This window comes from Streptomyces sp. NBC_00989 (assembly GCF_045162655.1).
GTDB lineage: Bacteria > Actinomycetota > Actinomycetes > Streptomycetales > Streptomycetaceae > Streptomyces.
Genome location: NZ_CP108728.1, coordinates 2,665,476 through 2,684,821, shown reverse-complemented (window position 1 = coordinate 2,684,821; position 19,346 = coordinate 2,665,476). Strand labels below are relative to the sequence as shown.

Genomic DNA, 19,346 nt, shown 5'->3' with positions numbered 1-19,346 from the left:
CTAGCTGGCCTTGCCGCCCTCCAGTGCGGTCACCGCCTCCTTGGCGGCCTTGATCGCACCCTTGTTGATGACGTCCGTACTCGGCGCCTTCTTGTTCTCGAAGTCGCTGCCGTTGTAGGTGATGGTCACCAGCGCGTTGCCCGCGCGGACGACGACCGTGCCCTCACGCGTCTGCTGCTTGTCCTCCGTGGTGAGGTTCACGATGGAGTAGGCGGAGTCGCCGAGCCCGGGGACCACCCCGCCGCCGCTCTTCTCCGTAGTCGTCTCGGTGTACGACTTCTGTGCCGCCGCGTCCGATTCCGTGATCTCGTACGACACGTCGAGCCAGCGGTAGTCGTACCCCTTGAGCGCGTTCCACGAGCAGGTGCGGCGCACCTTCGTGTCCGTCGACGGGATCTCCTTGCCGGCGGTCTTCGCGCCCGGCACCAGCGACTTGATCGTCGCCACCGCCACACTTCCGCACGGGGCGGGGGACGTGGAGTACGCCTTGGCCACGGGCGCCGTCGACGGGGCCGAGCTGCCGGACGAGGAGCCGGCCTCGGGCGTCGACTTGTGGTCGGCGGTCGTCGTCGCGGCGAACGGTCCGGACGTCAGGGCCCAGCCCATCGTGGCGAGCACGACGACCGGTGACAGACGTGCGGTGAGAGCGAGCGGCAGAGGAAGAGAACGCAAGTCGCACTTCTCGTGGGGGATCACGTGCGGAGCGGGTCCGCACTGCGGACGGGGACGGCCAGTGTCACATGACTGCCTGTGAGGCGGAAGTATGAACTCGCTCCGTGCCTGTGCGGTGACAGTGCCTCACTGTTCGTGGGCTGTGTGTCCCCTTATGTCCGTGCGTCACGCCCGCGCGGCGGGCACGCGCATCGTCGTCTCGATCCGTTCGACGGCCGCGAACGCCCCGTACGCGATCAGCCGGACCAGACTCGCGTCGGTGTGCCGGGGCGCGCACCAGGCGGCGACATCCTCCTCCGTGATCCGGTACGGCGCGAGCGCGGCCAGCACCGCCAGGCGCGCGGCGGGCCGCTCCCGCCGGTTCGGGAAACCGCGCAGGACGACCGGCGGATGCGACCCGTCCCAGGCCCACAGCGTCTCCCGTACGAGCGTCCGGTCGTCCGCGTCGAGCAGCTCGGCGCCCGCGTGCGCGGCCGTGCGCAGGGCGTCGTAGGCCGGACCCACCGCCGTTCCGGCCGCCCAGTCCGGGCCGGCGCCCGGCGCGTCGAGCAGGGGGAGCGCCGCGCCCGGTACGGCACTGCGGCGCACGGTGCGGGCGACGCTGCGGCCCGCGAGGCTCCGTACGGCCCGGAAGCGCTGGGCGTTGCCCGGGAGGAGCTGTTCGGTCAGCAGGGCCGACACGACGCGGTTGATGAAGTGGAAGGCGAGGGCGGTGCCCAGGTAGGCGGGCGCCTGCTCGCGCGGGAACGGGTACGGCGTGAGGGTCGCACCCGGGACGCGCGTCCGGCGGCCCCAGTCGAGCACGCGCGCGTGGTCCTCGTCCTCCGGTGTGCCGCCCCGGGCCAGGTGCTCGGCGAGGGCGTGGTCGCCGGTGGCGTGCAGCAGGACGGTGTGCGCGTCCGCGCAGAACGGGCACTTGTTGGCGAGCGAGACACCGAGGGCGGCCAGCTCCTTGCCGGTGCGGCCGCCGGCGCCCGCGATCAGCGACTCCCGCATCAACGCCCAGGCGGGCGCGAGGAGTTCGGGTGCGGAGGACAGGACCACGAAGGTCGGGGGGCGTTCGATCCCGAAGTCGACGGCGATCTGCTCGAAGACCTCGGCGGTGCGGCCGGTGGCCGACTTCGGCGACGGCGGCTGAGTGTGACGGAAGGGTGTGGGCATGGCAGCAGCGTGCGCGGCCGGGGCGGCCCGGGTCGTCGTACGGGCGAAGGCAGTTGGGGCTACGACGGGGAGGTCCGCGGCGTCGCGGACTACTGCGTGGGGAGTAGTCCAGGAGTTGTCCACAGGGCTGACGCCCGTGTCGGCGCGGCGGTCTAGTGTGCGGACATGAGCGGGTATCCGGTCGATGTGACCCCACGCAGGCGCCTCGCCGACGCGTCCCTCGCGGTCGTGATCGGCGCCCTCGTAGTGACCGTCGCGGCCTTCGACGCGGACACGACCGCCGTCGACTTCGCGCTCGCCGCCCTCGCCTCGGCGGCCCTGGCGTTCTACCAGACGGCTCCGAGAGCGGTCCTCGCCGTGGCCACGGTGGCGGAGGCCGGCTACGTCCTGCACGCCCATCCGGGGCCGGTCGCCGGTCTGCCCGTCCTCGCCGCCATGCACACGGCGGCCCGCGCGGGACACCGCGGCTGGGCGGCCGGTGCGGGCGCGTTGTTCCTGGCGGCGTACTTCGCGACGGGGCCGACGACCCAGCAGGTGCTGGAGCGGACCGCGCTCATCGCCGGCTGGTTCCTGTGCGCCGTGGTCACCGGCCTCGCCGACCGCAACTGGCAGGCGTATCTGCGCCAGACCGAACAGCGCGCCCTGGAGGCCGAACGGACCCGCGAGGAGGCCGCGTTGCGGCGCGCGGGCGAGGAACGCCTGCGGATCGCGCGGGAGTTGCACGACTCCCTCACCCACAGCATCTCGATCGTCAAGCTCCAGGCGGGCGTTGCCGTCCATCTCGCCCGCAAGCGCGGCGAGGAGGTGCCACCCGCGCTGCTCGCCATCCAGGAGGCGGGCGGCGAGGCGATGCGCGAACTGCGGGCCACCCTGGAGATCCTGCGCACCACCGAGGAACCCACCGGCACCCCCGCGCTGCTCGTCGAGCGGGCCTGCGCGGCCGGTCTCGCCGTCGAACTCGCGGTGACCGGGGAGGAGCGCCCCCTCGCCGCGACGGTCGACCGCGCGGTGTACCGCATCGTCCAGGAGGCCCTCACCAACGCGGCCCGGCACGCGGGCCCCGCGAAGGTCAGCGTCCAACTCGACTACGGGGACGTCGACTTGACGATACGCGTGGAGGACGACGGAGCGGCCGACCCCGGCTGCCCGCCGAAGCCGGGCATCGGCCTCACCGGCATGCGCGAGCGCGTCGCGGCCCTCGGCGGCACCCTGCACACCGCCCCGCGCGCGGGGGGCGGCTTCTCGGTACGGGCCGAACTGCCGCTGGGGGAGACGGGATGATCCGGGTCGCGGTCGTCGACGACCAGGCGCTGATGCGCGCGGGCTTCCGCGCCCTCCTCGACGCCGAGGAAGGCATCGACGTCGTCGGCGAGGCGGCCAACGGCGAACAGGGCGTGGCCCTCGTGCGCGCGCAGCTTCCCGACATCGCGCTGATCGACGTACAGATGCCGGTGATGACGGGCATCGAGGCCACCCGCCGCATCGCCGCCGACCCGGCCCTCGCCGCGGTCCGGGTCGTCATCCTCACCAACTACGGCCTGGACGAGTATGTCTTCGAGGCGCTGCGCGCGGGCGCCAGCGGCTTCCTCCTCAAGGACACCGACCCGGCGGACCTGCTCCAGGCGATCGAGATCGTCGCCGGCGGCGAGGCGCTCCTGTCCCCGGCCATCACCCGCACCCTCATCGGCGAGTTCGTGTCCCGGCCCCCGGACCGTTCCACCCCCTCCGGTCTTGAGCACCTCACCCGCCGCGAACGCGAGGTCACCGCGCTGGCCGCCCGCGGTCTCACCAACGAGGAGATCGCCGCCCACATGGTCATCAGCCCGTTCACGGCGAAGACCCACATCAGCCGGGCGATGACCAAACTCGGAGCGCGGGACCGGGCCCAACTCGTCGTGTTCGCCTACGAGTCGGGGCTGGTGACGGCCCGCACGCCGGAATCCCGTTGCGAGCCGGACCCGCCGGATCGCAACCTGGGGCGATGACCGAGACGACACGCGCGCAGGACCCCGCCGTCGGTGTTCGCGAGGAGATCCTCGCCTACTACGCCCAGGGCAAGGAGGACGGCCGCCTCAGACAGGGTTCCGAGCGGCTCGAGTTCTGGCGCACCCAGGACGTGCTGCGGCGCCTGCTGCCGACGGCTCCCGCGAAGCTGCTGGACGTCGGCGGAGGCAGCGGCATCCACGCCGAGTGGCTCGCGCGGGACGGGTACGAGGTCCAACTCGTGGACCCCGTACCGCTGCACGTGGAACAGGCGGGCCGGCTGCCCGGGGTCGACGCCCGCGCCGGGGACGCCAGGGCGCTGCCCGCCGAAGACGCCTCGTACGACGTGGTGTTGCTGCTCGGGCCGCTGTACCACCTGCCCGAACGGGCCGACCGGGTACGGGCGTTGAGCGAGGCGCGTCGGGTGGTGCGGCCGGGCGGTCTGGTGGCCGCGGTGACGATCAACCGGTTCGCGGGCCTGCACGACCTGCTCAAGCACGAGCTGTACTTCACCGCCCCGCACCGCGTGCGGGTCGACCGGGAGACGGAGGAGGGACGCCACGACTCCCAGGACGGCGGCCTCTTCACGACCGCCTACTTCGCCCAACCCCACGAGGCCCCCGAGGAGTTCACGGAGACCGGCCTGACCGTCGAGGGCCAGTACGGCCTCGAAGGCGCCGCCTGGCTGATGGGCGGCATCGAGGACTGGCTGGACGACCCCGACCGCCGCGAGGCCGTCCTGGCGGCCACCCGCCGGATCGAGTCCGAGCTCACGCTGCTCGGCACCAGCGGACATCTGCTCACCGCGGGCAGGCGGCCCCACTGACCGTACGCCGTGCCGCTCACGGTCAGCGGGCCGTCCTCGTGAGTTCGAGGAGCAGGGCCTGCTCGGGGTTGAGGTTCGGCAGGGGCAGGCCGGCGAGGGTGAGGACGGAGCCGGGCAGCGACAGGCGGTCGTCGAGGGCCGCGGGCAGCCAGGCGGGTTCCGCCACCTCGTGGAAGGACGGCCGGCCCAGCTCGGTGCGCACCCGCACCCGGTAGGTCGCCTCGGGGTCCAAGCCGGGCAACGGCACCCGCCCGTACTGGCCCTCGGGGGAGGTGGCGAGCCGCGCCCAGCAGTACAGCGCGGCCGACCCGTCGTGAGCCACGACTCCGTGCAGCAGTGTCGAGTCGTCGGTGAGGTCGGCGCGGACCGTGCGCCCGCCGTGCAGCAGCGGGCGCAGTTCGCGGTGGAGCGCGGTCCACGCGGTGAGCCGGGCGAGTTCCTCCGGGGTGCAGCGGGTGAGGTCCTGTTCGATGCCGGCGTGCCCGAACAGGGCGGTGGCCAGGCGGAGTTGGTCGGAGCTGACGCGGTCCATGGTGTGACTGGTGCGCGGGCCCACGTGGGTGCCGACCAGTTCGGGGGGCAGCAGCTGCGCGGTCCAGCGCTGGATGGTCTGGCGCTCCACCGGGTCGTTGCAGTCCGAGGCCCAGACCCGGTCGGTCCGCTCCAGGATGCCCAGGTCGACCCGTCCGCCACCGGCGGCGCAGCTCTCGATCTCCAGCGCGGGATGGCGTTCCCGGAGCGCGTCGATCAGCCGGTAGAGGGCCACCACCTGGGCGTGCGCCACGGGACGGTCGGCGGCGGAGTGCACGGTCTCGTGGAGTTCCCGGTTGTGGTCCCACTTGAGATAGGCGATCGCGTACTTCTCCACCAGCGCGTCCAACGCGTCCAGCAGGTACCGCCAGGCGTCGGGGTTGGCCAGGTCCAGCACATGCTGATGGCGGGCCGCCGGGCCGACCCCACGGGCGGGACCCAGCACCCAGTCGGGGTGCTCGCGGGCCAGGTCGGAGTCCAGGTTGATCATCTCCGGCTCGACCCACAGCCCGAACTCCATGCCGAGCGAGCCCACATGGTCCACCAGCGGGGTCAGCCCCTCGGGCCAAACCACCGGGTCGACGGTCCAGTCGCCCAGCCCGGCGTTGTCCGAACGACGGCCCCGGAACCAGCCGTCGTCCAGCACGAACCGCTCGACACCGACCTCGGCGGCCCGGTCGGCCAGCCGAAGCAGCCGGTCCAGATCGTGGTCGAAGTACACCGCCTCCCAGCTGTTGAGGATCACCGGGCGGGGGCCGCGAGGATGGGCGGGGCGGCCCCGCAGCAGGGTGTGGAAGCGGTCGGCGAGCCCGTCCAGGCCCTGGTCGGACCAGGCGAAGTGACAGACCGGGGCGGTGTACGAGTCGCCGGGCGCGAGCCGGATCTCCCCGGCCCGCAGGAGTTCGCCGCCGCCGAGCACCGCCGCATGGGTGCCCGCGCCCTCCGGCAACTGCTCGGCCAGATACCGCTGGTCGCCGCTCCAGGCCACGTGCACGGCCCAGATCTCCCCGTCGCGGAAGCCGAATCCGGGCACGCCCACCGCCATGACGTACGGCGAGTCCAGTCCCGGCTTGCCCCGCCGCACCTCACGGGCATGGGTGCCGAAACCCAGCGGCCGCCGCTGCGGTGAGCGCTCCCGGCTCCACTTGCCGGTGAAGTCGAGGACCTCCGCGGCCCGGCGCGGCACCGGCAGCAGCGTCGTGACGTGCGCCAGGTCGTACGGCGCCGGGTCGGCGTCCGGCCGGCGGGTGAGCGTGGTGCGTACGCCCAGTACTCCGGAGGGCTCCAGACGGTAGGAGAGAGTGACGTCGAGTCCGATTCCGGGGTCGGTGAGGTGAAGGGTCAACTCCCCGCCCGCCGCCCGCGGTTGGCAGGAACTGTCGGCCAGGGTCAGCCGGGGCGCGGCGAACGCGCCGGCGAGATGGCCCTCCTGGGCCGGGGTGCCCGACCAGGCGTCGGCCTCGGTGGGCCAGACGGTGAACCGGCGCGGGACGTCGACGGAGTTGTTGAGCACGGCGGGTTCGCCGGTCAGGGCGAGCGCGGCCAGGGCTTCCTGCGAGAGGTCGCCCAGGTCGGCTCCCCAGTGCAGCACCCTGGGCACCGGCTCGGTGAGCTCCACGACGAGGGCGGTGCCCGCCGCGCGCAGGATGTGGATCCGCGCCGTGGTGTCCGACATGCAGAGTCCTTTCCGATCGGCCGGCTCCACCGGACGGGCCCGGCTCAGTGGGCCCGCCCGGCGGCCGGACAGGGAGTGCGGAGGAGTGGTGGGGTCACTTCTTGGCGAGCAGCTGCTTGCTCTGCTTCTGCATGTCCGTGAAGACGGAGTCGCTCTTCTGTCCGGCGAAGTAGCCCTGGAACAGCGGCTGCAGGGCGTCCTGGAGGGCCGCGCCGTTGCCGTAGACCGGGGACGGGTAGAGCACCTTGTCCTTGATCATGTCTGTGAAGACGGACAGGTCGACGCCCGTCTTGGCCAGTGCCTTGGCCGAGGCGTCCATGGAGGCCGGGATCGACGGGAAGAAGGTGCCGGTCAGGGAGGCCTTGGACTGGCAGGCCTCGCTGCCCATGTAGGAGACCCACTTCCAGGCCAGGTCGGGGTTCTTGGTCCCGGCCCAGATGTTGTTCCCGTTGGAGTTGCTCAGCACGGACCGGGTCTTGCCGTCGGGGCCGTAGGGGGTGGGAGCGATGCCGACCTTGAGGCCGGGGATCTTCACGAAGGTCGAGGCCTCCCACGAACCGCCGGTCTCCATCGCGACCTTGCCGGAGGAGAGCAGGTCGACGTCGCTGACGCTGTCGGTGAACTGCCCGATCTTGGGCGCGTAGCCCTTGTCGGTCAGCGAGCGGATCCAGTCCATGGTCTTCACGAAGCGCGGGTCGGAGTAGTTGAACACCGTCGGCCAGCTGGCCTTGTCGCCCAGCCGCCAGCCCGTGGTGCTGACCAGCGGGCTCCAGGTGGTCTGGCCGATGAAGTCCTTGGCCGCGATCTCGCCGTAGCCGTAGGTCTTGATGTGGGACTTGTCGAAGCCCTTCTCGTCGCCGCGGCGCCCCTTGGTGTCGATCGTCAGGTGGGCGATCATCTTGCCCAGCGTGCCGCCGTTGTCGGGGTTCCAGTTGAGCGAGTCGACGTCCTTCTCGGTGTACCCGGCCTTCTTGACGGCGTCGTCGTTGAAGTAGAGGCCGGCCGCCGCCCAGTCCAGGGGCAGGGCGTACTGCTTGCCGTCGGTGAACTTCCAGGCGTCCACACCGACCGAGAAGCGGGACAGGTCGAAGTCGTCCTTCTTGATGTAGTCGTCCATCGCCAGCAGTTGGTGCTGGGAGGCGTACGCCTGGAAGAACTGGACGCTGTTCTGGAAGGCGTCGGGCGCGCTGCCGGCCACGAATCCGGCGGTCAGCTTGGTGAAGTAGTCGTTCACGTTGTACTGCGTGATCTTCACCTTGGTGCCGGGGTTGGCCTTCTCGAAGTCCGTGGCGCACACCTTGTAAGCGGCGGCCTGCTTGTCGTCCCAGGTCCACCAGTTGACGGTCTTGGAACCGCCGGCGGAGGAGGAGCCGCCTGAGCACGCGGAGAGCAGGGCGGCCAGCGTGAGCGTGGCGCCCAACGCGACCGTCTTTCGAACTCCCTTGATTCTTCTCATTGTTCCTTCTTTCGGGATGACGCGGTCGGTGCGGGGGACGGCTGCACCAGCGGATGGGACGACGTCTTGAGGAGGGCGCCGAACGCGCCCAGTGCGACGGCCAGGTCCTCGGACCCGCCGGCGTCGTGGCCGTTGAACTCCCACAGCCGCAGCTCCTTGGGCCCGGCGTAGGCGTGGTAGGCGGCGATCGCGGTGACCGGCGGGCACACCTCGTCGCGCAGCCCGGCGGAGAACCAGGCCGGGGCGGTCGCACGGCGGGCGAAGGCGAGGCCGTCGAAGTAGCCGAGGGTGTCGAAGGCCCGCTCCACCCGGTCCCGGCGGGCTGCCAGATAGCCGATGATCTCGGCGTACGGCTCGGCGGAGGTGAGCCGGGTGGCCTGCCGGATGTCGCAGAGGAACGGCGACTGGAAGTGGGCCGCCGCCAGACCGGGCACCAGCCCGGCGACCGCGAGGGCGATGCCGCCGCCCTGGCTGGGGCCGACCAGGGCGACCCGGTCGGGGTCGACGAGGTCGGTGCGGGCGCGCAGCGCGTCGACGGCGCGGACGGCGTCGGTGAACACCCGCCGGTAGACGTAGATGTCCTTGTCCTCGATGCCACGGGTGAGGAAACCGGGATGCGCCGGACCGCTGCCGACCGGGTCGGGGGTCGCGCCCCCGCCCGCCCAGGCGCCGCCCTGACCGCGCGCGTCCACCAGCAGATGCGCGTACCCGGCGGACGCCCACAGCAGGTCGTCGATCGGGGCGCCGCGCCCGCTGCCGTAGCCGTGGAACTGGACCACGGCTGGCAGTGGGCCGCTGCGGTGCCGGGGCATCCGGAGCCAGGCGTGGACCGGGTGGCCGCCGAAGCCCGGGAGGACGGCGTCGAAGACGTCGACCGTCTCCAGGCCGGTGGCGACCTCCGTCAGCCGCAGCCCGGCCTCCTGCCCGGCGCGGGTCTCGGCGAGGGTGCCCTTCCAGAAGGTGTCGAAGTCGGCGGGTTCGCGGTAGGCGCTGCGGTAGGCGAACAGCTCGGGGACGTCCTGTTCGCTCAGCACGGCACCGGCTCCCCTCGCGGCCGCAGGAGAGCGTCCAGCTCGACCTGGTGACCGGCCGGAAGCAGCAGCTCGGCCGTGCGGCCGAGGCACCGGATCCGCACGGGCTCACCGGAGTCGCCGGTGAGCCTGCGCACGGTCGCGCCGGTCAACTCGCCCTCGTTCCAGGCGAAGTCGACGGCCAGGCCGCCGCGGCAGCGCAGGTCCCGGGCCTCACCCTCGGTCCACTGGACGGGCAGCGCGGGCAGCAGGTCGAGGACGCCGGTGTGGCTCTGCACCACCATCTCGGCCACGGCGGCCATCAGCCCGTAGTTGCCGTCGATCTGGAACGGCGGATGCGTGGAGAAGAGGTTGGGCAGCAGCCCGCCCCAACGGGAGCCGTCCACAGGGGCGTCCACCCCCGCGTCACCGTCGAGCGGCCGGATCGCCTCAAGGAACAGCGAGCGCGCGGTCGGGGCGTCACGCAGCCACGCCCGCAGAACGATCTTCCAGGACCACGACCAGCCCATCGCCCCGGGCCCGCGCAGGTCCATCGACTTCCTTGCGGCGGCGGCGAGTTCGGGAGTCGCGTCGGGATCGATCAGACCGAGCGGGTGTACGGCGATCAGGTGCGAGAGGTGACGGTGGTGCGGGTCGGCCTCGGTCAGGTCCTCGGCCCACTCCTGGAGCCGTCCCTCCGGCGAGAGAGGCAGCGCGCGCAGCCGGGGCAGCGCCGCCCGTATCTCGCCGGTCAGCGGGGTGTCCATCGCCAGCAACTCGGCTGCGGCCAGGGTCCGTTGGAAGGTGGCCCGGATCAGCGCCAGGTCCATGGTGGCGGTGCGGGTCAGTGACCTCGGGACGCCGTCGGCCAGGAACAGGTTCTCCGGGGAGGTCGACGGCAGGGTGTCGAGATGCCCCGTGCCGTCGTCGACGAGCCAGTCGAGCAGGAACTCCGCGCAACCGCTGAGCAACGGCCAGGCCCGCTCCCGCAGGAAGCCGAGGTCGCGGGTGAAGTCGTAGTGGTCCCACAGGTGTTGGGACAGCCAGGCGCCGCCCATCATCCACAGCGCCCACGAGGTGTTGCCGTGCCCCATGCCGACCGGCAGCGCCCATCCCCACGGATCGGTGTTGTGATGCGCCACCCAGCCGCGCGCACCGTACAACTCCCGTGCCACCAGCGTGCCTTGTACGGCCATGCGGTCGAGCAGGTCGAACAGGGGCTCGTGACAGGCGCTGAGCCCGGCCGTCTCCGCGCCCCAGTAGTTCATCTGCGTGTTGATGTTGATCGTGTAGTTGGACGACCAGGCGGGGCGCAGGTCGGCGTTCCAGATGCCCTGGAGGTTGGCCGGCGGGCCGGTGTGCGGGCGGGAGGCGGTGGCCAGGAGATGGCGGCCGAGCTGGAACAGCACGGTGGCGGTGAGGAGTTCGTCGTCGCCGCCGAGGATGTCGCGGGCGACGTCGTAGGTGCCCGAGCGGCGGGGCCCGACACGCAGGGAGGTGCTGCCCAACAGGGCCCGTACGTCGGCCTCGTGCTCCTTGAGGAGACGGTCGGCGCCCTGCGCGAGGGCTCGCGCCGCGAGGTCGCCGGCGCCGGCCAGATGGGCGGCGCGGTCCAGGGCCGGAGCCCCGCTCCAGTCGCGGTCCGCCGCGGTGGAACTGGCGAGGGTGAGCAGGACGCGGGAGGCGCCGGTGACGCGCAGACCTCCCTCGTCGTCCACGGTCGTCGTGCCGTCGGTGCGCACGGCGAGCGCGAGGGCGCCGAAGGGGTCGTAGCCGTCGACGGGACCGTCCGCGTAGCGCAGCGGTTCCGCGACCTCGGGTTCGTGGGCGGGGGCGCCGTCCACGGGTATCTCGATGCCCAGCGTGATGGCGTCGGGGGCGGCCGAGCGCAGTATCTCCCGCAGTGGGGTGGAGAGTTCGACGGACAGGTCGACGGTGCCGCCGTCCGCGTCCAGCGTCACGCACAGCGCGCCGGTGACGGCGTCGGCCCAGACCCGGCGCCGTATCGCGGTCCCGTCGAGGTCGAAGCCGTCCTCGGCGACCGCGGTGTCCAGGTCGAGCGTCCTGCCGCGGTACTCGGCGCGCTCGCCGCCCGGCACCGTCAAGTAGAGGTCGGCGTACGGCAGATACTCCTGGGTGTAGGGCCCCTCGAAGGTCATGAGGAGGGACTCGGCGCGGTCCTGGTCGCCGGCGCGCAGCGCGGCGCGGACCTCTTCGAGCCGCTCGGGACCGGCTCCCTGCGCGCGCAGCGCGGCGAGGGCGGTGGCCGGCCCGGTAGGGGTGCCGGACCAGACGGTGGAGTCGTTGATCTGGATACGGGCCCGGCCGGTGCCGCCGAAGACCATCGCGCCGATCCTGCCGTTGCCGACCGGGGCGGCCTCCGTCCAGGTGGCGGCGGGCGCGGGCCAGCTCAGCACCAGGTCGCTGGAGTGCATGGCTGTGTCGTCCAATCGCGGGGTACGGTCGGTCACTTGAGGCCGGAGAAGCCGATGGAGTTGACGATGCGCTTGCCGAAGGCGACGAACAGCAGCAGCATCGGCAGCGCCGCGACCAGGGCGGCGGCCATCAACCCCGCCCAGTCGGGGGCTGCTTGGGGCGAGGACTGCTTGAAGACGCCGAGGGCGAGGGTCAGCGGCTGCACGTCCTGGCTGTTGGTGATCAGCAGCGGCCAGAAGTAGTCGTTCCAGGCGTTGACGAACATCAGCAGCGAGACGGTCGCGATCGGCGCGGTCGACATCGGCAGGATGATCCGGAAGAAGATCCGCAGCGGGCCCGCGCCGTCGATGATGGCGGCTTCCTCGACCTCGGTGCTCAGGCCGAGCATGAACTGCCGCAGGAAGAACAGCGTGAACGCCTGGAAGAGCGCCCCGGGCAGGATCAGTCCGGCGAACGTGTTGGTCAGTCCGAGGTCTTTGACGAGGACGAAGTTGGGCAGCAGCGTGAAGACGCTGGGCACCATCAGCGCGGTGATCAGGATGTTGAACACCAGGTTGCGGCCACGCCAGTGCAGCCGGGAGAACGCGTAGGCGCCGGCCGAGGCGAACAGGACGATCAGCACCGTCTGCACCGACGCGTAGATCAGCGAGTTGCGCAGGTAGAGCGCGATGTTGATGGCCGCGCCCGAGCCGCCCTGGGCCTGCGCCTCGGCGGTGGAGGCGATACCGAGGACGCGTTCGAAGGCGCCCCAGGTGAAGCCCACCGGCAGGGGTGACGACGGGTGCGTCGACAGCTTGTAGTTGTTGGACAGCGCGGTGCGCAGGATCCAGTAGAACGGGAAGAGGGTGATGAGGACGACGATGCCCAGATAGATCCAGGCGACGATCCTGCCGGGGGAGAGGCTTCTGCGGTACTTCCGGGGCCGGGGCCGCGCGGTGGCCGCCCGGCCGGGGGCGAGGGTGACTGCCATGACGGGCTCCTTCAGCTCAGGTCGGATTCGTTCGCGCGGGCGAGCCGCAGCTGGGTGAAGGTGACCGTGATGAGCAGGGCGAACAGGGCCAGCGAGAGGGTGGCGGCGTAGCCGAAGTCGAACTGCCTGAACGCCTTGCTGTAGATGTACATCTGCAGCACGTTCGAGGCGTTCGCCGGCCCGCCCTGGGTGGTGACCTGCACGATGTCGAACACCTGGAAGGAGTTGATCACTGTCAGGACGACGACCATGACGAGGATCGGCCGCAGCAGGGGCACCGTGAGGCGCCGGAACATCTGCACCTCACCGGCGCCGTCGACCCGGCCGGCCTCGTAGATGGTGGCCGGGATGGTCTGGAGTCCGGCGAAGATCAGCAGGGAGTAGTACCCCATCCACTTCCAGATGCTGATCGCGGCGAGGGACGGTACGGCCCAGCCGCTGCTGCCGAAGAAGAGGATGGAGTGGCCGGTCAGATGCTGCAGGACGAGGCTGACGACACCGAGGGACGGGTCGAGCATCCACTGCCACACCAGCGCGGCGATGACGTTGGAGATCAGGAACGGCAGCAGGATGACGCCGCGCAGCGCGGACGACTTGGTCACCCGGTGCAGCACCACGGCCGTCACCAGGGAGGCCAGGGTGCCGAAGACGACGGCCAGGATGACGAAGTAGACGGTGACGAGCAGGGAGTGCCAGAAGACGTCGTCGCCGAACATCTGGTGGAAGTTGGCCAGTCCCACCCAGTCCGGCGGGGTGAGGACATGGAAGTCGGTGAAGCTGAGGTAGATGCCGCGCAGGGTCGGATAGGCGTAGAAGACGGCGAATCCGACGACGGAGGGAATGATCAGCAGGAGGGCGACCGGCAGGTCGCGGCGGCGGGCCGCCGCGGACCTGGTCGGCGCGTAGCGGCTCGCCCTGCGGGCCGAACGGGTCGTGCGGACGTGGGGGGTCGAGCCGGAGGCGGTGGCCGTGGTGGTCACCGCGGCGGACGGCGGTGGGGTCGGCGTCTTGGGCTCGCTCTGTGATGTGACCACCACGGAACTCTCCTCGGATGTCGGTCGGTTGGAGGCTGGTCAGGTCGGACGGACGACGGTCAGAGGGTGATGCGGTCCACGTCGGAGGCGTAGTCCGAGGCGTTGCCGAAGGTGATCGTGTTGTCGCCGGCCTTCAGCTGGACGGGCACGGTGATCGAGCTCGGCCGGCCCCAGTTGTTGTCGTTGCTGCCCGGCAGGAACTGCTGGAAGGAGGTGCCACCCGCGGTGATGATCATCGTGCGGCCGGTGTCGCCGTCTGTGTAGTCGACCTTCATCAGGTAGGTGCCGTCGCGGGGCGCGGTGACGTGGTTGACCGCCAGGGTTCCGGTGCCGCCGAGGTTGCCGACCTTCTTGCCGCCCGAGCACGCGGAGCAGTCGCCCACGGAGGCGTTGCCGCTGAGGGTGTTCCCGGAGGCCTCCGCCTCGTACGACACCGGCCCGCCGGCCGCCGGGGTGGTGACGTCAACTCCCTTGCTGGGGGCGGACGTTCGGCCCTTGGCGTCGTGGGCGACCACGGTGAGGGAGTAGGCGGTACCCGCCTTCAGACCGCTCACGGTGGCGGAGGTGCCGGTGACGGTGGCCTTCTTGGTGCCGTTGGCGTACACGTCGTAACCGGTGGTCTTCGTACCGGAGTTCACCGCGCTCCAGGCGAGCGAGACGCTGCCGGCCGTCGACGCGGTGCCGTGCACGTTGAGCGGCACACCCGGGTGGCTGCCGGTGCTGGGAGGCGTGATGCGCAGCAGACGCGAGCCGTGCGGGGCCAGGTTGTCGGTGAACTTGCCGCTGACCGAGCCGAGGTTCTTGTGGCTCCAGAGGTCGCGGACCTTGGCCTTGCCGCTGATGCCGAGGTCGCTGAAGTCGGCGGTCACGTCCGAGTAGCCCTTGCCCAGGTTGAACAGGGCCACGGTGTAACTGCCGTCCGTGTCACGGGAGTACCAGACCTGCTGGGGGGTCTTCTGGCTGACCGGCCGGGCCGGGTTGCCCGCTTGGTCGACCGCGATGACCTCGTCGTTGGTGAGCAGCTTCAGGCCGTACTTGTCGAGCTTGGTGAGGTCGTCACCGATGTACAGCGGCGCTGCCTCGATGGCCCACAGCGTCATGTAGCTCTGCCGCTCGGTCTGGTTGACGCCGTCCATGACGTCCGAGCCCACGTCGAGCGAGTCGAGGTTGTTCCAGTGCCCCGGCCCGGCGTCGTCGATCCACGGCACGACGTCGTTCCAGCGCGCCTTCACGGAGTTGTTCCACGTCACCAGGGTGTCGCAGTAGCACTCGACGTCCGTGTCGACCCGCCAGCCGTTGGAGTTGGCCTTCCAGACGTCGGCCTGGTTGTGGCTCAGCGACCAGGACAGGGTGAGCTCGATGGGCCGCCCGGTGTTCTTCAGGGCGGTGTGCCACGCCTGGATGTCGGGGACGTTGTCGTGCGCCGCGTCGCCCTGGTTGGAGCCGGGGCCCACCCCGTCGATCTTGAGGAAGTCGACGCCGAAGGAGGCCAGTTGGTCGGCCTCGGACTGGATGTACTTGGTGGTGCAGGGGCTGGCGAAGTTCAGCTGGTAGGAGACGTCGTCCCAGCCGCTGGTCTTGCGCAGGTCCGGGTAGACGATGTCCTTGGTGGTGCAGCCCGGGGCGTTGTAGATGGGCGTCTTGCCGTCGTTGTACGCCTGCTGGTAGAGGCCGACGGCCAGATAGAGGCCGAACTTCAGTCCCTTGCTGTGGAGTTGGTCCGCGAGGTACTTCATCCCGTGCGGGAACTTCGTCAGGTTCGGGGTCGGCCGGGCGTAGGCGTCGCCCTTGGCGTCGTTCCAACCTGCGTCCACGTTCACGTAGTTGTAGCCGTGCGACTTCAACTTCGAGGACAGCACGCCGGCCTGCTGGAGGACGTGCGCCTCGGTGAGCCAGTCCCCGCCGTAGCCGGGGAAGTTGGTGGATTCGACGCTCCAGGTGCTGTAGCCCATGTACGGCTTGGCGGCCACGAGGGGCGTGCTCGTGGCACCGGACGCCTGGGCCCCCGAGGCGTCCGCGGCGGTCGAGGCCCGTGCGGAGGCGGGCACGACGAGCGCCGCCGTGAGCGCGGTGAGGCAGGTGAGGGTTCTCAGACGTGTGGATCGAGCTGGACGAGGCATGTGTGTACTCCGTCAGGGCGCGGCTGCAGGCGGGTTCCCGCCTGAGGTGTCGAGGTGCGGTGAGCCTCTCGGTGGTGGTCGTCCCGGGACATCACCGAGAGGGTTCGCTGGGACCAACGGGCGAGTGGGTGGGGGCCACACACTCCTCACCGGCGCAGGACTGTCCCGTCCGCCCCGACGAGGAGTGCGGCGAATCTAGGCTTAGTTTCCTTCCAGCGTCAACATAGTCCGGGCCTAGAAAACTCCGACCTTTGTGGGGCCTGGTGGGGGGTTTCGGCCACCTGTTGGTGAATGACCTGCGGTTTCAGGCCGATAGGGCCGATGTATAGCCCTTGTCTTACTTTCCAAAGGAAAGGTAACGTCGCCTCATGACCCTCGCCGACCAGCCACCCGCGGCCGCACTCGTCCTGCAGACCCTGCTCCAGCACGGTCCGCTGAGTCGCGCCGACATCGGCCGGCGGACCGGGCTGACCCCGGGAGCCGTCACCAAAGTGGCCACCTCGCTCATGGCCGACGGCTGGATCGCCGAGGGCGGCCGACCCGTCACCGAGCGGACGAACGGCCGCCCGGCGACCCCGGTCGCCGTGCGGCCCGAACGCGCCCTGTTCGCCGGTGTGAAGGTCACCGGCGAGGAACTCATCGGCGTACTGGCCGATCTGACGGCCCGTCCGCTCGCCTCCCGGCGCGTCCGCCTCGACTCACGCGACGTGGGCACCGTGGTGCTGGCCATCGCCCGGCTGGTCGACGAACTGCGCACGGCGGCGAACCTGGAGGGCACCACCGGCCTCCACGGCATCGGGGTCACCATCTCCGGCGACGTGGACAGCCAGTTGGGCACGGTCCAGTACTCGCCCTTCCTCGACTGGCGCCGGGTGCCGCTCGCCCAACTCGTCGAGACGGCCACCGGGACACCGACGGTCATCGAGAACGACGTACGGGCTCTGACCGTGGCCGAGCAGTGGTTCGGCGCCGGTGTCGGGCTGTCGATCTTCGCCCTGGTCACCGTCGGCGCCGGCATCGGCGCCGGGCTCTGTGTCGCCGGCCGGGTGGTCTCCGGAGCGCACGGCGTGGCGGGCGAGGTGGGGCACCTGCCGGTGAGCGGCACCGACCGGGTCTGCACCTGCGGCAACACCGGGTGCGTGGAGGCCGTCGCCTCCACCCACGCGATCGTCGAGCAGGCCCGACAGGCCACCGGCGACGCGGAGTTGACCATGGACGGCGCGATCCGCCTCGCACACACCGGAGACTCCGCCGTCCGGACCGTCTTCGCCCGTGCCGGACACGCCGTGGGCCTCGCCCTGGCCTGCGTCGCCAACCTCATCGGACCGGAGCGGATCATCATCTCCGGCGAGGGCGTCGCCTCCTACGACCTGTTCGCCGACCACATCCGGCAGGCCTTCGTGGACCACGCCTTCGGTGCCGCGGTGGACTGCGATCTCGTGGTCCGTCCCCTGCCGTTCGAGGAGTGGGCACGGGGCGGGGCGGTCGTCGCGGCCCAACGCGTGTTCGCTCCCGCGAAGTAGGGCGGCGAAGGGTGAACGCCCCTGGTCGATAGTCTGCTGCCCGACCAGGGCGACCGGAGCCGAGCCCCGGCGCACGCGCGCGAACTACCGAGGTGAGATATGTACTTCACCACCCGCCCCACGCTCCAGGGCACCTTCGGCATGGTGTCCTCCACCCACTGGCTGGCCTCGCAGTCGGCGATGGCCGTCCTGGAGGACGGCGGCAACGCGTACGACGCCGCCGTCGCCGGGGCGTTCGTCCTGCATGTGGTGGAACCGCACCTCAACGGACCCGCCGGCGAGGTGCCCATCCTGCTGGCCCCGGCGGGCGGCGAGGTGCGCGTCCTGTGCGGACAGGGCGTCGCACCCGCAGGCGCGACGATCGACCACTACAGGGGACTCGGTCTGGATCTCGTACCCGGTACGGGACCCCTCGCGGCGGCCGTCCCCGGCGCCTTCGACGCCTGGATGCTGCTCCTCCGCGACCACGGCACGAAGTCCCTGGCCGACGTCCTGAAGTACGCCATCGGGTACGCCGAGGACGGCCACGCGTGCGTGGAGAACGTCGGGGCGACCGTCGAGGCCGTACGGGAGCTGTTCGAGACGGAGTGGACCTCGTCGGCGGACGTGTACCTGCCCGGCGGGAAGGCGCCCCGGCCCGGCGAGCTGTTCCGCAACCCCGCCCTCGCCGCCACCTGGAGGCGACTCCTCGCCGAGGTCGCCGGAACAGGGGACCGGGAGGCCCAGATCGAGGCGGCGCGGGAGGTGTGGCGGTCCGGGTTCATCGCCGAGGCCCTCGTACGGCAGGCCGGACGGCCCACCATGGACACCAGCGGCGAGCGCCACACCGGCACGCTCACGGCCGCCGACCTGGCCTCCTGGTCCGCGTCCTACGAGGCGCCGGCGACGTACGACTGGAACGGCTGGACCCTGTGCAAGGCCGGCCCCTGGAGTCAGGGCCCGGTCCTCCTCCAGCAACTCGCCCTGCTCCCGACCGAGTTGCCGGCCTACGGGTCCGCCGACTACGTCCATCTGCTCATCGAGGGCTGCAAGCTCGCGATGGCCGACCGGGAGGCCTGGTACGGCGACGCGGATCCGGACGCCGTACCGCTGGGCGAGCTGCTGTCGGCGGACTACAACGCGGCGCGGCGGGAGTTGACAGGCGAGAAGGCGTCGTACGAGCTGCGGCCCGGCAGCCCCGGAGGGCGCGCCCCACGGTTGTGCGAGCACGCGCGCGTGGTGGCGCCCAAGGAGTCGGGCTTCGACCCGATGGGCGCGGGGGAGCCGACCGTCGCGCGGGTCGCCGCCGACGGTGGTACCCGGGGCGACACCTGCCACCTCGATGTCGTCGACCGCTGGGGCAACATGATCGCGGCCACGCCCAGCGGCGGCTGGTTGCAGTCCAACCCGGTGGTGCCCGAGCTGGGCTTCCCTCTCGGCACCCGGCTCCAGATGGCCTGGCTGGAGCCCGGCCTGCCCAACTCCCTTGCCCCGGGCCGCCGTCCGCGCACCACGCTCACCCCGTCGATCGCCCTGCGCGACGGAGTGCCGGTCCTGGCGTTCGGCACTCCCGGCGGGGACCAGCAGGACCAGTGGCAGCTGCACTTCTTCCTCGCGGTCGCCACGCGCGCGAAGGCACGCGGCGGCCTCGACCTCCAGGGCGCGATCGATGCCCCGAACTGGCACAACGACAGCTTCCCCGGCTCCTTCTACCCGCGCGGCATGCGGCCGGGGAGCGTGACGGTCGAGTCCCGCATGGACGCCGCCGTGGTGGAGGAGCTGCGGCGACGCGGACATGACGTGACCGTCGGCGACGCCTGGTCCGAGGGGCGGCTGTGCGCGGTCGCCCGGGATCCGGCGGCCGGGATCCTGTCGGCGGCGGCGAATCCCCGGGGCATGCAGGGATACGCCGTGGGACGGTGATCCCGAACCCGGGTGTTCATGGTGATTCCACCCGGAGTGCACCGGGC

General features: G+C 71.2%; 14 protein-coding genes. 5 read left to right on the top strand and 9 right to left on the bottom strand.

Annotation, left to right across the window (positions count from 1 at the left end; all coding sequences use genetic code 11):
- On the bottom strand, positions 1-672 hold the full coding sequence (locus OG714_RS11600; RefSeq protein WP_406120257.1) for a hypothetical protein: 672 nt from the start codon (positions 670-672) through the stop codon (positions 1-3).
- Positions 673-837: 165 nt separating this feature from the next.
- Positions 838-1,833, bottom strand: a complete 996-nt coding sequence (locus OG714_RS11595; RefSeq protein WP_406120256.1) for a carboxymuconolactone decarboxylase family protein — start codon at positions 1,831-1,833, stop codon at positions 838-840.
- Between the two features lie 165 nt (positions 1,834-1,998).
- Between OG714_RS11595 and OG714_RS11590 the strand changes: the two genes are divergently transcribed.
- The 3 genes from OG714_RS11590 to OG714_RS11580 are packed head-to-tail and all read left to right on the top strand — an operon-like array spanning position 1,999 to position 4,642.
- A complete protein-coding gene (locus tag OG714_RS11590; protein WP_406120255.1) occupies positions 1,999-3,114 on the top strand; it encodes a sensor histidine kinase in 1,116 nt (371 codons plus the stop codon).
- Positions 3,111-3,818: a response regulator gene (locus OG714_RS11585; protein ID WP_406120254.1), complete on the top strand. Its 708-nt coding sequence runs from the start codon at positions 3,111-3,113 to the stop codon at positions 3,816-3,818. The genes OG714_RS11590 and OG714_RS11585 overlap by 4 nt, the downstream gene beginning before the upstream one ends.
- The gene (locus tag OG714_RS11580; RefSeq protein ID WP_406120253.1) at positions 3,815-4,642 is read left to right on the top strand and encodes a class I SAM-dependent methyltransferase; all 828 of its coding nucleotides are present in this window, start codon (positions 3,815-3,817) and stop codon (positions 4,640-4,642) included. Before OG714_RS11585 ends, OG714_RS11580 begins: the two co-directional genes overlap by 4 nt.
- A 22-nt stretch (positions 4,643-4,664) precedes the next feature.
- On the opposite strand, the gene OG714_RS11575 is transcribed toward OG714_RS11580, so the two are convergent.
- The 7 genes from OG714_RS11575 to OG714_RS11545 form a co-directional block, all read right to left on the bottom strand.
- Entirely contained in the window at positions 4,665-6,848 is a 2,184-nt protein-coding gene (locus tag OG714_RS11575; RefSeq protein ID WP_406120252.1) for an alpha-galactosidase, read from the bottom strand.
- Between the two features lie 94 nt (positions 6,849-6,942).
- Positions 6,943-8,304, bottom strand: a complete 1,362-nt coding sequence (locus OG714_RS11570) for an ABC transporter substrate-binding protein (protein WP_406120251.1) — start codon at positions 8,302-8,304, stop codon at positions 6,943-6,945.
- On the bottom strand, positions 8,301-9,338 hold the full coding sequence (locus OG714_RS11565) for an acetylxylan esterase (RefSeq protein ID WP_406120250.1): 1,038 nt from the start codon (positions 9,336-9,338) through the stop codon (positions 8,301-8,303). Before OG714_RS11565 ends, OG714_RS11570 begins: the two co-directional genes overlap by 4 nt.
- Positions 9,332-11,749 carry a glycosyl hydrolase family 95 catalytic domain-containing protein gene (locus tag OG714_RS11560; RefSeq protein ID WP_406120249.1) on the bottom strand — a complete coding sequence of 806 codons (2,418 nt, stop codon included), beginning with the start codon at positions 11,747-11,749 and terminating at the stop codon, positions 9,332-9,334. Before OG714_RS11560 ends, OG714_RS11565 begins: the two co-directional genes overlap by 7 nt.
- A 32-nt stretch (positions 11,750-11,781) precedes the next feature.
- Positions 11,782-12,720, bottom strand: a complete 939-nt coding sequence (locus tag OG714_RS11555) for a carbohydrate ABC transporter permease (protein ID WP_406120248.1) — start codon at positions 12,718-12,720, stop codon at positions 11,782-11,784.
- 11 nt (positions 12,721-12,731) lie between these two features.
- Positions 12,732-13,757: a carbohydrate ABC transporter permease gene (locus OG714_RS11550; RefSeq protein ID WP_406120247.1), complete on the bottom strand. Its 1,026-nt coding sequence runs from the start codon at positions 13,755-13,757 to the stop codon at positions 12,732-12,734.
- Positions 13,758-13,813: 56 nt separating this feature from the next.
- Positions 13,814-15,874, bottom strand: coding sequence for a fibronectin type III domain-containing protein (locus tag OG714_RS11545; RefSeq protein ID WP_406120246.1), 2,061 nt, complete (start codon positions 15,872-15,874; stop codon positions 13,814-13,816).
- A gap of 368 nt (positions 15,875-16,242) precedes the next feature.
- On the opposite strand from OG714_RS11545, the gene OG714_RS11540 reads away from it, so the two are divergent.
- Entirely contained in the window at positions 16,243-17,397 is a 1,155-nt protein-coding gene (locus OG714_RS11540) for an ROK family protein (RefSeq protein WP_406120245.1), read from the top strand.
- A gap of 99 nt (positions 17,398-17,496) precedes the next feature.
- Positions 17,497-19,299 (top strand): gamma-glutamyltransferase family protein, encoded by a 1,803-nt coding sequence (locus tag OG714_RS11535; RefSeq protein WP_406120244.1) that lies wholly within the window; start codon positions 17,497-17,499, stop codon positions 19,297-19,299.
- Positions 19,300-19,346: the final 47 nt, after the last annotated feature.

Coding starts and splice junctions, on each gene's coding strand:
- OG714_RS11570 (WP_406120251.1), bottom strand. CDS start 8,304: ATGAGAAGAATCAAGGGAGTTCGAAAGACGGTCGCGTTGGGCGCCACG.
- OG714_RS11560 (WP_406120249.1), bottom strand. CDS start 11,749: ATGCACTCCAGCGACCTGGTGCTGAGCTGGCCCGCGCCCGCCGCCACC.
- OG714_RS11545 (WP_406120246.1), bottom strand. CDS start 15,874: ATGCCTCGTCCAGCTCGATCCACACGTCTGAGAACCCTCACCTGCCTC.
- OG714_RS11590 (WP_406120255.1), top strand. CDS start 1,999: ATGAGCGGGTATCCGGTCGATGTGACCCCACGCAGGCGCCTCGCCGAC.
- OG714_RS11555 (WP_406120248.1), bottom strand. CDS start 12,720: ATGGCAGTCACCCTCGCCCCCGGCCGGGCGGCCACCGCGCGGCCCCGG.
- OG714_RS11540 (WP_406120245.1), top strand. CDS start 16,243: ATGACCCTCGCCGACCAGCCACCCGCGGCCGCACTCGTCCTGCAGACC.
- OG714_RS11585 (WP_406120254.1), top strand. CDS start 3,111: ATGATCCGGGTCGCGGTCGTCGACGACCAGGCGCTGATGCGCGCGGGC.
- OG714_RS11535 (WP_406120244.1), top strand. CDS start 17,497: ATGTACTTCACCACCCGCCCCACGCTCCAGGGCACCTTCGGCATGGTG.
- OG714_RS11595 (WP_406120256.1), bottom strand. CDS start 1,833: ATGCCCACACCCTTCCGTCACACTCAGCCGCCGTCGCCGAAGTCGGCC.
- OG714_RS11575 (WP_406120252.1), bottom strand. CDS start 6,848: ATGTCGGACACCACGGCGCGGATCCACATCCTGCGCGCGGCGGGCACC.
- OG714_RS11580 (WP_406120253.1), top strand. CDS start 3,815: ATGACCGAGACGACACGCGCGCAGGACCCCGCCGTCGGTGTTCGCGAG.